The following is a 14069-nucleotide window of genomic DNA, read 5'->3' on the forward strand; positions in this document are numbered from 1 at the left end:
GCGCCCGCTACGCCGTCGCGCCCGGGCCGATCCAGTCCGCGAACAGCCGATCCACACCGCCTGTGGCCGTCTGGGCGGCGAGCCAGGCATTCACCTCGGCGGCCAGCACCGGATCGTTCTTACGGACGAGGAAGACCTTGCCGAAGGAGTCGAACGGCCGATCCGGATGCAGCACCGTCAGATCCGGATGGGTGCGCACCCGATAGCGGCCCTCCACCGAATCGGTGGCGAAGACGTCGGCGCGGCCCTGGGCGATCTCGTCGAAGATGGTGACATTGTCCGGCCACAACGTGAGCTGCGCGTTCGGGAAGTTCTTGCGTGCGAACTCCTCGTTGGTGCCGCCGCGGTTCGCGATCACGCGCACCTCGGGCCGGTTGATCTGCTCGATCGTGGCGTACCGGTCGGCGTCGGCGGTACGGGTGATCGGCGCCTTACCGTCGGTGCCGTAAGTCATGGAGAACTCGGCGAACTCGCGCCGCGCCGCCGAATCGGAGATCCCGCCCGCGGCGATATCGCAGTTCAGCGCGGCGAAGTCGGTCTTCATCGACGACCAGGTCAGTGGGACGAATTCGATCGGCCGGCCCACGGTGGCGGCGAGTCCCCGGGCCAGATCGATGTCGACGCCGCGGTAGCCGCCGTTCCCGTCGCCCACCGAATACGGCGGATAGTCGCCGGTCGTGCACACCCGCAGCGCGGCCGGGCCCTCGGCGTCCGCCGGAACGGCAACGGCCACAAGGGAGATCACCCCTGCCGCCAGCCCGGCGGCGATATGTCGAACTCGCATACTTCCCACTGTTCGTGCGTACCTCAGCGCCCGCGGACGCCCTGGAGGCACGACGCTAACAGACCGCTCAGCGCTCGTTGCGCGCCTTGGGGTATCGCGTCTGGTGCGCGACCCAGCCGGCCATCTTGGCCCAGTGCCCCTTGGCCGGGGTGACGACGGAGGTCAGCTCGCGATCCCAGTGCTCGGTCTCGGAGACCCCGTCGACGAGTTCGACCACGGCTTTCGCGGTGGCCAGATCGGCCACCATGCGGTCGCCGAGGACGCCGTCGGAGCCCACCAAAGTCATCCGGACGCCGGCGCGGCCGACGGGCTGCAACACGGCGGTGGCGGAACCCCCGTGCTCGGAGACGAATTCCTGCACCGAGTCGACGACGGAGGGCGACGGCTTCGCGGCGGTGGCGGTTTCGGTCATGCGCCGAGTTTACCGTCCAGTAGGTTCGCGGCCACCGCCCGGCGGGAATGATCACAGTGCGGCGGGTGTAGAACCTTGTCATGCGCGCCATTCGAGTTTCCGAGCACGGTGGGCCCGAGGTTCTGCGTCCGGCGGAGGTTTCCGACCCACAACCCGGCCCCGGTCAGCTCCTGGTCGACACCGAGGCGATCGGCATCAACTACATCGACACCTACATCCGCACGGGTGTCTACGCGCAGGACGTGCCCTATATCCCGGGCGCGGAGGGCACCGGCGTGGTCGCCGCCCTCGGGCCGGACGTCACCGAATTCGCCGTCGGCGACCGCGTCGCCTGGGCCGCCGCGCCCGGCAGCTACGCGGAGAAGGTGGTGGTGCCCGCGGCCGTCGCCGTCCCGGTCCCGGCCGGCGTCGAGGCCCCGGTGGCCGCGTCCGCGCTGTTGCAGGGCATGACCGCGCACTATCTGATCGAGTCGATCTACCGGCCCGAACCGGGCGAGACCGTCCTCGTGCACGCCGGCGCAGGCGGGGTGGGGCTGCTGCTGACCCAGCTGGCGGCCGCGCGCGGCGTCCGGGTGATCACCACCGTATCGACCGACGAGAAGGAAGCCCTCTCCCGCGAGGCGGGCGCCGCCGAGGTCCTGCGCTACGGCGACGATCTGGCACAGCGGGTTCGCACGCTCACCGACGGCATCGGCGTGGCCGCGGTCTACGACGGCGTCGGCAAGGCCACCTTCGACGCCAGCCTGAACTCGCTGCGCGTGCGCGGCATGCTCGCGCTGTTCGGGGCCGCCAGCGGTCCGGTGCCGCCGGTCGATCCCCAGCGTCTCAGCGCCGGCGGCTCGCTGTTCCTGACCCGGCCCACACTCGTGCACTACACCCGCGACCGCGCCGAATTGCTCTGGCGCGCAGGCGATATCTTCACCGCGATCGCCGCGGGCACGCTGCGGGTGCGGATCGGCGCGATCTATCCGCTGGCCGAGGCCGAGCAGGCGCATCGCGACCTGGAGGGCCGCCGCACCACCGGTTCCCTCGTGCTGGTGCCGTAACCCCGTTCACGCCACCGCGTGCCAGCGGGTGTCGGTCTGCTCCGGATCGCGCAGGCTGCGCAGGCGGTGGCGCAGCTCGTTCGCGGCCGCCGCGTCGCCGTATTCGGCGCGGCGGATGTAGGAGGTCAGCGTGTGCAGGTCGCGCATCGCGCGCAGGATCGGGAATCCGACCCAGGCGCGGACGTCCCAGCCGTAGGCCAGCGCGAACTCCCGCAGCTCGTTCTCGGTGTGCCCGAAGCGAATGCCCTGATAGGTATTGACCAGATCGAGTTCCCGCGGGGCGACGCTGGCCTCGTCCCAGTCGCCCAGCAGGACCGAATCACCGTTCCAGAGCGTATTTCCGGGATAGGCGTCGCCGTGCACCAGGCCCGTGCCCAGGGCCGAGTCGAGCCGCCCGTACTCCTCGATCAGCACACCCGCCTGTTCCGCGAGCCAGTGCCGGTCGCCCGGCGCGAGGACGCGCGGCGCGGCGGCGAGGGTCTGGGTGAGCCCGGCCAGCGGCACGTAGCGCGGCAGCCCGAAAGGGGGCGGCTCCCCCACCGCGTGCAGGTGGCGCAGGATCCGGCCCAGCTCGCGCGCCGGTGGCCGCGTGCGGGTGTACTGCGGGTAGTACCGCCAGAAGGTGACGGTGGCGCCGTGGCTGTGCACCGGCCGATCGATCATCGGCTCGGTGACCGGCAGGCCCTGACCGGCCAGCCAGTGCGCGACCGCGACGGCGGCGCCCGCGCGGATGCCGTGCTGCGGCGATCGGGAGATCCGGATGACCACCCGGTCGTCGACGACATAGACGGCGTTGGAGTGCACGCGCAGCAGTCGGGCGTCGTCCGTGCGCAATCCCACCTGCTGACAGGCGGTGACAAGGATTTGTTCGGTGGATACGTCGATCATCACAATGCCGGGGGTTCGCAGGTGGGAAACGACGCGAGTGCCTCACGAAGGCTCGCGACGGTCGGGGATTGGGGGCACCCGGCGGCGTCGAGATGGTGCCCCACTTGCTTGATACCCTCGATGACGGGGTGTATGCGCTGGCCAGGGGGAAGAACCAGGACCGGCGCCAAGATCTCGGCGGCGTCGTCGACCGCGTGGCGAGCGATCGAGGCGATCGCGATGTCGGCGCGTGCCAGCGCCTCGTCGCCGTAACTGCGTTCGTCGCTCGGACCTGCGGCGTAGGCGGCGATGGCCGCAGTCGCCCAGTGTTCGGCCTGGGGGTAGTCGCCGATCAGGCGGAAGGTGCTGCCCGCGTAGTAGGCGGCCTTCGCCGCGGGGAACCGCAGCACCCCGCCGAATCCGGTGACGTCGTCGCGATCCGCGGGCTGCTGCGCCGCCGCCACCGCACGCGCGACGGCCGCGCGGGCCTCGTCGATGCGGCCCAGGCGGGCGGCGCACCGGGCCTCCAGCGCGGCCAGCCGCACCCGCTGCTCGCCGGCCGGCGCGACGGCGACGCCCTGCTGCGCGAATTCCAGTGCGCGAGTAGGGTTTCCGCTCCACTCGGCGATCAGCGCCTTGGTACCGGCCAGCCAGGCCAGCAGGCCCGTATGCTCGGCCCGCTCGGCCAGCCGCTCGGCCGCCATGGCGTGCTGCATGGCGGCCATCGGCCGGCCGAGATTGCCGGACAACTGGGCCAGCAGCGCGATGGCCACTCCCCCGAGAAACATCAGCTCCCGAGATTGCGTGGGGCCGGGGCCGGTCCGTAGTAGCTGCCACACCTGATCGCGCAGCGCTTGGAGATCGACCAGCAGCGGGCGGGGCGGGGCGTGGACGTAGCTGGTCGCGATCCGGGCGATCTCGTAGTTCAGGCTCTCGACCGACAGGCGGCCCGCGGCGTCGCCCGTCGCCCAGTCGGCGAAGGCCAGCGAATCCGCCGCAGCCACGCTGACGACGTCCACCGTGGTGGCCCCGCCGTCGGTCATCATGCGGATCAGCGAACCGCCGGCATCGAGTTCGCCGTCCAGCTCGTGCACGATCTGCATGGGCGGCTTACGAAGACCGTTCTCGATTCGCGACAATGCCCCGACGTCGTAGCGGATACTCTTCGCGAGGCCGCGCAGCGACCTGTTGCGTTGCAGGCGCAGGCGCCGCAACTCACCACCGAAAGTCTGCCAGTCGTTCATGTAGCTAACAATTCCGTTCCAGCGCAATGACTTCGACCAGCGTTGCATCGACTGGCAACGACCGGCAACACAGCAACGCTATCGCATCGTGTGCAGATGCAAGCACAATTGCACAAACATTCGGCGCCGGAGCCGCCGCCGGACCTCCGGAGCCGAGTGCGAACATCGGCATCCGCAACGAGGCAGGCAATGGCGAACAGCTCGCAGATCATCGGTGTTCAGGCGCCGCCGGTTGCCGGTGCGCGGCCCGGACAGTGCTCGCTGCTGGATCAGCGGTTGCGGAGTCTGCCGATGATCTCCGCGTTCTGCGCCGGAGCCGACCGCGGCCGCCGGGCCACGCGAGAGATGTCCTGCCACCGGAAGGCCGGCTGATGACAGCATCGAGGCGGTGGTGAGCCGTGCGAGCCGAATCCCCCACGACCATGTCCCAGGACGCCGCCTGGCGTGAACCCGTCCAGGCGCCCACCGACGAGGTGCACATCCGGCTGCGCTTCCCGGTCGGCGGCGTCGCGGTCGACTACCGCGCGGCCCGGCACGTCGCGGCCCGCGTGGCACGCGAACTCGACCGCTACGGAGTCGAGGTGACGATCGACGACGAGCCGAATCCCGACCATCCGCCCCTGCCGGACGCGCACGCCTGGGAGTAGCGGCAATCAGTAGTCGCGGCCGGTCAACCCCCGGTAGACGAACCGCGTCAACGCCTCGACCGCTTCGTCGTCCGTGAGCGTCACCGTGCCCTGCTCCACCGCGTCGAGCAGGCTCTGCACGGTCAGGAACATCATCGCCAGGCTCGCGTCCGGGGTGCTCGGCAGGCGCAGGCCGGCCGCGGCGAAACCGTCGAGGTGGTCGCTGATCTCCGCGCGCTGCTCGATCGAGAACCGGCCCGCCAGCCGGGCGAATTCGTCGCTCACCAGGGCCGCTTGACCGACCGCGCGCAGCACCGGCCAGTTACGGCGGGCGAAGGTCCAGTACTGCTCGACGTGAAAGCGGACCGCGTCCGTATCGGTGAAGTCCGGATTGTGCTCACGCTCCTCGGCGGCCGTATCGCCTTCCGCGGCAAAGTCTTTCAGCAGTGCCTGCAACAGCTCCTCCTTACCGGAGAAGTGGTTGTAGAACGACCCCGCCGCGCGGCCCGCCGCCGCCGTGATGTCGGTGATCTTGGTGTTCAGATAGCCGCGCTCGGCGAACAGGCGCCGCGCCGCGTCCTTGAGCGCCTGCTCGGTCTCCGCCGACCGCTCCTTGCGCCGCCCCGCCTCCGCCCGACCCGTGGCCATCACCACCTCCTTGACAGCGGACACTACCAAGCTTAATACTGAATCCGCATTCACTGAATCGTAATTCATAAACGGAGAACACCATGTCACCCCAGGTACTCATCGCCGGAGCCGGACCGACCGGCCTCACCCTCGCCATCGATCTCGCCCGCCGCGGCGTCGAGGTCCGCATCGTCGACCGGGCGGCGGAGTTCTTCGCCGGATCCCGCGGCGACGGCATCCAGCCGCGCACGCTCGAGGTGTTCGACGATCTCGGCGTCCTCGACGCCGTCCGCGCGGCGGCTCGGCCACCGGCCCCCATGCACGTCTATCTCGGCGGGGAGTTCGCCACCGAGCGACGCATGTTCGAGCCGCGCGAGGCCACGCCCGCGGTGCCGTATCCGAATCCGCTGATGCTCGGGCAGTCCGATACCGAACGCCTGCTGCGCGACCGCCTCGCCGACTTCGGCGTCCGGGTCGAACTGTCCACGGCGCTGGCCGATTTCACGCAGGACGGCAGCGGCGTCACCGCCACCCTCGCGGGCCCGGGCGGCCCCGAGACCGTGCGCGCGGACTATCTCGTGGGCGCGGACGGCGGGCGCAGCACGGTGCGCAGGGTGCTGGGCATCCCGTTCGAGGGCACCACCGACGAGTCGATCCGCATGCTGCTCGGCGACGTCCGCATCGACGCGCTCGACCACACCTACGGCTACTGGTTCGCCGAGCCGGACGCGCCGATGACCGGGATCGCGCTGTCGCCCCTGCCCGGCGGGCGGCTGTTCCAGTTCGCCGCTCCCCTGACCGACGACGTCGAACCGACGCGCGCGCTGCTGCAGTCCTACGTCGAGCGCTTCACCCACCGCACCGACCTCCGGATCGGCGAACTCGCCTGGTCGACGGTGTGGCGGCCGAATGTACGGCTGGCGCAACGCTTCCGGGACGGCCGGGCGTTCCTGGCCGGCGACGCCGCGCACGCGCACCCGCCCACCGGCGGGCAGGGGATGAACACCGGCATCCAGGATGCTTACAACCTCGGCTGGAAGCTCGCGGCGGCGCTGCGCGGCGGCCTCGACCTGGGTAACGCCCCGCTCGGCCCCGACGCCCTGCTCGACAGCTACGAGACCGAGCGGCGCGCGGTCGCGGCCCGGGTGCTCGGTATCAGCACCGGCCTGATGGAGAAGCATGTCGCCGGCGACGAGGACGCCATGCGGCGCGGCCCGGAGACTCAGCAGCTCGACATCACCTATCGCACCGCCGATTCGAGCGGTCCCCTCGTCTCCGGCGACCGGGCGCCCGACGCACCGCTGCGCCGGGCCGACGGCACTCCGGTGCGGCTGTTCGACCTGTTCCGCGGGCCGCACGCGACACTGCTGTCGTTCGACGGGTCGGGCCCGAACGCCGAAGGCATCGAGGCGTATTCGATCATCGGGCCCGGCGCGACGCCGTCGGACGGCCGGCTCGTCGCCGTCGACGGGCACGCCTTCGCCGACTACGCCGCCGGGGCCGGCACCCGCGTGCTGGTGCGGCCCGACGGGTACGTCGCCTGGCGGACGGATGTCCAGCCACCTGCCGCCCGGTAGGCGGTATAACACCGTCATCCCGCATGATCTCGGGCGCTACTCCTCCGTAGCCCTTCCGGCCCGTCGGGCTCTCGTGTAAAGAGGGGTGACCCGCCCGCGACGGCCCGGATCCGATGCTGAATGATCTGTGCTGCCGCACAAGCCGATTCGTCCGGTTGGGTGGTCCGCAGGTTTCGCATCGATCAGGGGTTGATCTGGGATGTTGGTGAAGGTCCGCAACGACGACCCGTCGCGACTGTCCAGCACGGAACGGACGGTGGTGAACTGGTTGAAGTCGTGGACCGGGTCGCACGCCCTGTCCGGGATCGCGGTGGTCAAGGCGCACGGCGCCGACCTGGTCGTGTGGACGCCGAAGACCTGTGTGGTCGTCGTGATCAAGGGCTTCACCGAGCGGATCAACGGGCCGCTGACCGTCGCCGAGACCGGGCCGTGGACGATCGACGGCCATATCGCGCCGCTGGAGGGCGTCCAGGACGGCACCGAGCCGATGACCGAGGTCCGCGACCGCACCGCGGAGATCCAGCAGGTGCTGCGCGCGGCGCCCGGTCGCGAGCACGTCGCGGTCATGGGCATCGTGCTGGTGATCCCCCAGCTCGGCACCCGCGTCAGCCTCGAGAAGGGCGCGATGCCACCCGGTCTCGACGTGGTGGTCGGCGACGGGCCGTCCTCGCTGCGCGCCTACTTCACCCAGCTCACCGACGGGGACGCCGATACGGGAACGCCCGCCGGGCCGGACACCTGGGACGCCGCGCAGGTGGGCCAGGCGCTCGGCGCGCTCGGATTCGCCGCGGCGGCAACCTATTCCGATCTCACGGCGGAGGGGTTCCCGCCGCCTCGGGGTGGCCGGACCGCCGCGCCCTCCTCGGAGACGAGGACCGAGCGGGCCGCCGGTGCGGGCGCGGTGGCGGGAGCGGCCGGAGCGATGGGAGCCGCAGCGGCAGCGCCGATCCCGGCCCCGGCGCCGGTTCCCCCGCCCGGGTCCGGGGCCCCGATTCCGCCTCCTCCGGGTGGTCCCGCGCCGATTCCAGGTGCCGGTGGGCCTCCGCCCGCCGCGCCGCAGCGCTCCGCACCCCGGCGCACGCCGGCTCCGCCGTCCTATCCTCGCCAATCAGCCTCCGCCGCATCAGGTTACGGCCAGCGCGAAACCTCCTCCGCCGCACCGGGTTACGGACCGCAGCCGGGGCAGTCCGCGCCGACGGTGCCGATGTACGGCGTCTCGCGGCAGGGGCCCGGGCCGGGTCAGGGATACCAGCAGCGCGACTTCACGTCCGCGCCCACGCCGTCCTATTCCTCACCCGCGCAGCCGTATTCGGTGCCCTTCGAGCCGCGTCCGGCCAAACCGCCGAGGCAGCGTGGGCGGGGCATCGTGCCCCTCGTCATCCTGGGGATATTGGTTCTCCTGCTCCTGGTCATCGCCATGTGCAGCGGCGGGAACGACGACGACAAGCCCTCCTCGCCCCCGGCGTCCCGCACCACGGTCTCGACGACGCCCACGACCTCGCTGCCCGACCGCACCATTCCGTCGGACACGCCCGCCCCCGCCTGCTATCCGCTGCAACCCGACTGCCCGGCGGCGGGCGGCCCGCCCGAAGGCACTCCGCCGGCCGCCCCGCCGGAGGGTAATCCGCCGCCCGGTGCGCTCCCGCCCGCGGGTGCGCCGCCGGCCGGTGCACTCCCCGAAGGTATTCCGCCGCCGGGCGCTCCGGTGGAGGCCAACCCGCCCGCCGGTGCGCCGCCCGCGCCCAACCCGCCCGCGGGCGGGCCGGTCGCCGCCGGTCCGCCGGTAGGTGGCCCACCGGCAGCCGATGCGCCGCAGACCGCCATGGAACCGAAAGCAGCACCGCAACCTGCCGTCGAACCGGAGGCACCGCGGCAGCCTGCCGCCGAGCCGCAGACACCGCGGCAGCCCGCCGCCGAGCCGCAGGCACCGCAGCTGCCCGCGGCCGAGCCGGAAGCCGCGCCGTCGCCCGCCCCCGAACCGGAAGACACGGCGGCCGAACTCGCCCCGGCACCGGAAACCCCTGAGCCGTAACGCTTCGAGCACCACGACGCCCGAACCGGCCACCGGTCGTAGGGCACGCCTCGAAGTAGAAGCCGCAGCCGATGCACCGCACCTGGAACGATTGGCGGCGGGTCGACGAGAAACTCGGACATAGGGTCGACCCCCGCGCGGTCGTCAGCGGGGCGGAGTAGTCGTACCGATCGGTGCTCGACGGATAGCCGTCTTGACGGAAATGTACGCCCGCGTGTCAGCCGAACAGGGTGTGGCCGAGAATGTGCCAGCCGAGCACCGAATCGACAGCGAGGCCGCAGAAGACCACGGCCAGATAGTTGTTGGACTGCAGGAACAGTCGCAGGGGCTTCACGGATTCACCCCGGCGGACGCCCGAGTACAGCTGGTGGGCCATGAGCAGGAACCACGCGCCCGCGACCAGCGCGACCGCCGCGTACACCACACCCGTCGCGGGGATCAGGGCCAGCGTCGCGGCGACCGTGAGCCACGTGTAGACGACGATCTGCTTGGTCACCGCCTGCTCGGTGGCGACCACGGGCAGCATCGGGACCCCGGCGGCGCGGTAGTCCTCCTTGTACCGCATCGCCAGCGCCCAGGTGTGCGGCGGCGTCCAGAAGAAGATCACCAGGAACAGCACGATCGCGGGCCAGCCGATGGTCCCGGTCGCCGCCGACCAGCCGACCAGCGCGGGCATACAACCGGCCGCGCCGCCCCACACCACGTTCTGCGAGGTACGGCGCTTGAGCCCCAGCGTGTAGACGAAGACGTAGAACAGGATGGTCGCGACCACCAGCAGCCCGGACAGCAGATTCGCCTGCCACCACAGCCACGCGAAGGATCCCGCGCCCAGCAGCACGCCGAAGACGAACGCGTGCCGGGTCGGCACGGCGTCGCGGGCCAGCGGCCGCTTCGACGTCCGCTTCATGACCTTGTCGATATCGGCGTCGGCGACGCAGTTGAGCGTATTCGCGCTGGCGGCGCCCATCCAGCCGCCGAACAGCGTGGCCAGGATCAGCCGGATATCGATGTGGCCGCGGTCGGCCAACAGCATCGTCGGAATCGTCGCGACCAGCAGCAGCTCGATGACCCGCGGCTTGGTCAGCGCGATATAGGCCAGCACCCGGCGAGCCAGGGCCGAGACGGGACCGGTGCCCGTGACACGATCGGCGAGCGCCGTCGCGGAGGAGCCATGCGCGTCACCCGGCTGTTGCCCAATCCGCACTGTTTCTCCTCGCAGGTGGTGCATCGATCCGGTCGGGAATCAGCAGCGTGCCGCGCGGGGCCGCTACTACTACACAGGATGGTAGACCCACGGGGGATGTGGTCCCGCACCCACCCGCCGCGAATCCGCCCGTGCCCCAGGCGTCGTGCGAGCACACGACCACCGGATTCTCCGATAACGGCACAGCGACGGAGGCTCCCGCATCCCCGATTCCCGGTAACGAACCCGCGACACGGGCCCGTCGTTGCCGGGTTCCCGCGTGCGGCGATTCGATCGGCCTCTAGGGTGGTGGTACATCCCGCGCGCACAGCAGCACGCCGCCGTAAACCGCATAGTTGACGAGAAGGTCAGGAGAACCTCGGTCGTGTCAGTCACAGACGACATCCGCGCCCTCACCCAGCCGAACCACCCGGTCGACTGGACCGATCTGGACACCAAAGCCGTCGACACCGTCCGCGTGCTCGCCGCCGATGCGGTGCAGAAGGCCGGCAACGGCCACCCGGGTACCGCAATGAGCCTGGCGCCGCTGGCCTACACCCTCTATCAGCGGGTCATGACCTTCGATCCGGCCGACCCCGACTGGGTCGGCCGCGATCGTTTCGTGCTGTCGTGCGGCCACTCCAGCCTCACCCAGTACATCCAGCTGTATCTGGCGGGCATCGGCCTCGAACTCGACGATCTGAAGAACCTGCGCCAGTGGGGTTCGCTGACCCCGGGCCACCCGGAGTTCCGGCACACCCCCGGCGTCGAGATCACCACCGGCCCGCTCGGCCAGGGCCTGGCCTCCGCGGTCGGCATGGCGATGGCCGCCCGCCGCGAGCGCGGCCTGTTCGATCCGGACGCCGCGCAGGGCGAGAGCCCCTTCGACCACTTCATCTATGTCGTCGCCTCCGACGGTGACATCGAGGAGGGCGTCACCTCCGAGGCGTCGTCGCTGGCCGGCACCCAGCAGCTGGGCAATCTCGTCGTGATCTACGACGACAACAAGATCTCCATCGAGGACGACACCTCCATCGCCCTCTCCGAGGACACCGCCGAGCGCTACCGCTCCTACGGCTGGCACGTGCAGGTCGTCGAGGGCGGCGAGGACGTCGTCGCCATCGAGAAGGCCCTCACCGAGGCCCAGGCCGTGACCGACAAGCCGTCGTTCATCCTGCTGCGCACCATCATCGGCTATCCGGCCCCGAAGAAGATGAACACCGGCGCCGCGCACGGCGCCGCGCTGGGCGCCGACGAGGTGGCCGGCGCCAAGAAGGCCCTGGGCTTCGACCCGGACAAGAACTTCGACGTGGACGACGCGGTCATCGCGCACACCCGCCGCAACGCCGCCGACCGCGCCAAGGCCGCCCGCGCCACCTGGCAGGAGCAGTTCGACGCCTGGGCGAAGGCCAACCCGGACAACAAGCAGCTGTTCGACCGCATCCAGGCCCGCAAGCTGCCCGAGGGCTGGGCCGACAGCCTGCCCTCCTACGACGTGGACCCGGCCGGGGTCGCCACCCGCAAGGCGTCCGGGAAGGTGCTCGCCGCGCTCGCGCCGGTGCTGCCGGAGCTGTGGGGCGGCTCGGCCGACCTCGCCGAATCCAACAACACCACCATGCCCGACGTGCCGAGCTTCGGCCCGGAGTCCATCTCCACCGGCATGTGGAAGGCGAACCCGTACGGCCGCACGCTGCACTTCGGTGTGCGCGAGCACGCGATGGGCGCGATCCTCAACGGCATCGCGCTGCACGGCCACACCCGCCCGTACGGCGGCACCTTCCTGGTGTTCTCCGACTACATGCGCCCGGCCGTGCGCCTGGCCGCGCTGATGCGGGTCCCCGCGGTCTACGTCTGGACCCACGATTCGATCGGCCTGGGCGAGGACGGCCCGACCCACCAGCCCATCGAGCACCTGGCCGCGCTGCGCGCCATCCCGGGCCTGAACGTGGTCCGCCCCGGCGACGCCAACGAGACCGTGCACGCCTGGCGCGCGGTGCTGGAGCTGGAGAGCGGCGAGCACCACTCGCCGTACCAGGTGTCGGAGAAGCCGCACATCGACGGCCCCTCGGCCCTGGCGCTGACCCGCCAGAACCTGCCCGTCGTGGAGGGCACCAGCTACGAGGGCGTGCGCAAGGGCGGGTACGTCCTGGCCGAATCGTCCACCGGCACACCGCAGGTGATCCTGATCGCCACCGGCTCCGAACTGCAGCTCGCGGTCGAGGCCCGGACTACGCTGGAGGCGCAGGGCATCGGCACCCGGGTGGTCTCGATGCCGTGCGTGGAGTGGTTCGACGCGCAGGAGCAGGCCTACCGCGACGAGGTGCTGCCGCCCGCGGTCCGCGCGCGCGTCAGCGTCGAGGCCGGCATCTCGATGCCGTGGTACCGGTTCGTCGGTGACGCCGGTGAGATCGTGTCGATCGAGCACTTCGGTGCGTCGGCCGACTACAAGACCCTGTTCCGCGAGTTCGGCATCACCGCCGACGCCGTGGTCGAGGCCGCCCGGCGTTCGCTCGACAAGGTGAAGGGATAAGCGACATGGCACAGAACGAGAAACTCGCCGCACTGTCCGCAGCGGGAGTGTCGGTGTGGCTCGACGATCTGTCGCGGGACCGCATCCGGTCCGGCAACCTCGCCGACCTCATCGCCACCCGCAGCGTCGTCGGCGTCACCACGAATCCGACCATCTTCCAGGGTGCCCTGAGCAAGGGCCACGCCTACGACGACCAGATCAAGGAGCTGGCCGCGCGGGGCGCGGACGTCGAATCGGCGATCCGCACCATCACCACCGACGACGTGCGCGCCGCCTGCGACGTGTTCGCCGAGACCTTCGAGGCGAGCGGCGGCGTGGACGGCCGGGTCTCGATCGAGGTCGACCCGCGGCTGGCCTTCGACACCGACAAGACCGTCGCGCAGGCGATCGAGCTGTGGAAGATCGTCGACCGGCCCAACCTGTTCATCAAGATCCCCGCGACCGAGGAGGGCCTGCCGGCGATCTCGAAGGTGATCGGCGAGGGCATCAGCGTGAACGTGACGCTGATCTTCTCGGTGGCCCGCTACCGCAGCGTCATGGGCGCCTACCTGGACGGCCTGCGCAATGCGCGGATCGCGGGACACGATCTGGGCTACATCCATTCGGTCGCCTCGTTCTTCGTCTCCCGCGTCGACTCCGAGATCGACAAGCGGCTGGAGGCCATCGGCACGCCGGAAGCCCTCGAGCTGCGCGGCAAGGCCGGAATCGCCAACGCGCGCCTGGCCTACGCCGAGTACCAGGACGTCTTCGACGGCGGCGAGCACACCTCGACGTTCGCGCACCTGTCGTCCTCGGGCGGCAACCGGCAGCGGCCGCTGTGGGCGTCGACCGGCGTGAAGAATCCGGACTACCCCGACACCATGTACATCACCGAGCTGGTGGGCCCGAATACGGTCAATACGCTGCCGGAGAAGACCCTCGAGGCCTACGCCGACCACGGTGAGCTGCGCGGCGACGCGATCAGCGGCACCAAGGCCGAGGCCCAGGCGGTCTTCGACAAGCTGACCGCCGTCGGTGTCGACCTCGACGACGTCTTCGTGGTGCTCGAGCGCGAGGGTGTCGAGAAGTTCGAGAAGTCGTGGGAGGAACTGCTCACCGCGACGACCACCGAGCTCGAAACCACCGGGAACAACTGACC

13 protein-coding genes are annotated in these 14069 nt (G+C 70.6%); 7 read left to right on the forward strand and 6 right to left on the reverse strand.

Annotation, left to right across the window (positions count from 1 at the left end):
* Nucleotides 1–7: 7 nt before the first annotated feature.
* The gene (locus ON41_RS17605; RefSeq protein WP_083905427.1) at nucleotides 8–784 is read right to left on the reverse strand and encodes a transporter substrate-binding domain-containing protein; all 777 of its coding nucleotides are present in this window, start codon (nucleotides 782–784) and stop codon (nucleotides 8–10) included.
* A gap of 67 nt (nucleotides 785–851) precedes the next feature.
* Nucleotides 852–1196 carry a hypothetical protein gene (locus tag ON41_RS17610; RefSeq protein WP_040748712.1) on the reverse strand — a complete coding sequence of 115 codons (345 nt, stop codon included), beginning with the start codon at nucleotides 1194–1196 and terminating at the stop codon, nucleotides 852–854.
* Nucleotides 1197–1276: 80 nt separating this feature from the next.
* On the opposite strand from ON41_RS17610, the gene ON41_RS17615 reads away from it, so the two are divergent.
* Nucleotides 1277–2242, forward strand: coding sequence for a quinone oxidoreductase family protein (locus ON41_RS17615; RefSeq protein ID WP_040748713.1), 966 nt, complete (start codon nucleotides 1277–1279; stop codon nucleotides 2240–2242).
* 6 nt (nucleotides 2243–2248) lie between these two features.
* Here ON41_RS17615 and ON41_RS17620 read toward each other — a convergent pair whose 3' ends face one another.
* Complete coding sequence (locus ON41_RS17620; RefSeq protein WP_157185516.1) at nucleotides 2249–3082, reverse strand: phosphotransferase enzyme family protein; 834 nt, start codon at nucleotides 3080–3082, stop codon at nucleotides 2249–2251.
* A gap of 47 nt (nucleotides 3083–3129) precedes the next feature.
* Nucleotides 3130–4353 carry an NsdA family TPR-like regulatory protein gene (locus ON41_RS39130; protein ID WP_051161762.1) on the reverse strand — a complete coding sequence of 408 codons (1224 nt, stop codon included), beginning with the start codon at nucleotides 4351–4353 and terminating at the stop codon, nucleotides 3130–3132.
* Between the two features lie 189 nt (nucleotides 4354–4542).
* Between ON41_RS39130 and ON41_RS17630 the strand changes: the two genes are divergently transcribed.
* Complete coding sequence (locus tag ON41_RS17630) at nucleotides 4543–4725, forward strand: hypothetical protein (protein ID WP_040748715.1); 183 nt, start codon at nucleotides 4543–4545, stop codon at nucleotides 4723–4725.
* 26 nt (nucleotides 4726–4751) lie between these two features.
* Complete coding sequence (locus ON41_RS17635) at nucleotides 4752–5000, forward strand: hypothetical protein (RefSeq protein WP_040748716.1); 249 nt, start codon at nucleotides 4752–4754, stop codon at nucleotides 4998–5000.
* 6 nt (nucleotides 5001–5006) lie between these two features.
* Here the strand turns inward: ON41_RS17635 and ON41_RS17640 are convergent, their stop codons facing one another.
* Entirely contained in the window at nucleotides 5007–5627 is a 621-nt protein-coding gene (locus tag ON41_RS17640) for a TetR/AcrR family transcriptional regulator (protein WP_040748868.1), read from the reverse strand.
* 83 nt (nucleotides 5628–5710) lie between these two features.
* On the opposite strand from ON41_RS17640, the gene ON41_RS17645 reads away from it, so the two are divergent.
* Entirely contained in the window at nucleotides 5711–7186 is a 1476-nt protein-coding gene (locus ON41_RS17645) for an FAD-dependent monooxygenase (RefSeq protein WP_040748717.1), read from the forward strand.
* A gap of 199 nt (nucleotides 7187–7385) precedes the next feature.
* Complete coding sequence (locus ON41_RS17650; RefSeq protein ID WP_040748718.1) at nucleotides 7386–9218, forward strand: hypothetical protein; 1833 nt, start codon at nucleotides 7386–7388, stop codon at nucleotides 9216–9218.
* A gap of 217 nt (nucleotides 9219–9435) precedes the next feature.
* On the opposite strand, the gene ON41_RS17655 is transcribed toward ON41_RS17650, so the two are convergent.
* Complete coding sequence (locus ON41_RS17655) at nucleotides 9436–10422, reverse strand: heme o synthase (protein ID WP_040748719.1); 987 nt, start codon at nucleotides 10420–10422, stop codon at nucleotides 9436–9438.
* A 364-nt stretch (nucleotides 10423–10786) separates the two neighbouring features.
* Between ON41_RS17655 and tkt the strand changes: the two genes are divergently transcribed.
* On the forward strand, nucleotides 10787–12931 hold the full coding sequence (gene tkt / locus ON41_RS17660; protein ID WP_040748720.1) for a transketolase: 2145 nt from the start codon (nucleotides 10787–10789) through the stop codon (nucleotides 12929–12931).
* A 5-nt stretch (nucleotides 12932–12936) separates the two neighbouring features.
* The gene (gene tal, locus ON41_RS17665; protein WP_040748721.1) at nucleotides 12937–14067 is read left to right on the forward strand and encodes a transaldolase; all 1131 of its coding nucleotides are present in this window, start codon (nucleotides 12937–12939) and stop codon (nucleotides 14065–14067) included.
* Nucleotides 14068–14069 lie beyond the last annotated feature (2 nt).

It is taken from the genome of Nocardia transvalensis NBRC 15921 (genome assembly GCF_000308875.1).
Taxonomy (GTDB): Bacteria; Actinomycetota; Actinomycetes; order Mycobacteriales; family Mycobacteriaceae; genus Nocardia; species Nocardia transvalensis.